Here is a 267-nt window from a genome sequence, read left to right as displayed (position 1 = left end):
CCCTATGAACTGCCGGCCGGCGACATCACCTCGACCTTCAAAGTCGGGGCCGGTTATCAATCGCTGGATTCCGAGAGCCTGCGGTTCTCCGAAAGCCTGGGTTCAAGTGTCGCTGTGGAGCGGTCGCAGTCGCGCAACTCGGGCAGCGTCCAGGCCAACTTCGATCTGCCGATCTCCAACGTCGAGCGCGGCGTCCTGCCCAAGATCGGCGATCTGTCGGCCAATCTGAACCTGGCCTATCAGGAGCTGTCCGACTTCGGCGGCGTG

General features: G+C 62.9%; 1 protein-coding gene. It reads left to right on the top strand.

From position 1 onward, the window contains the following. Positions 1-267, top strand: a 267-nt coding sequence (locus tag CVH10_RS21065) for a hypothetical protein (protein ID WP_181244613.1), incomplete at both ends; no start/stop codon positions are given.

This window comes from Halomonas sp. ND22Bw (genome assembly GCF_003011945.1).
GTDB lineage: Bacteria > Pseudomonadota > Gammaproteobacteria > Pseudomonadales > Halomonadaceae > Halomonas > Halomonas halophila.
The sequence above is the reverse complement of the archived record's forward strand: the minus strand, read 5'-3'. Positions and strand labels throughout refer to the sequence as shown.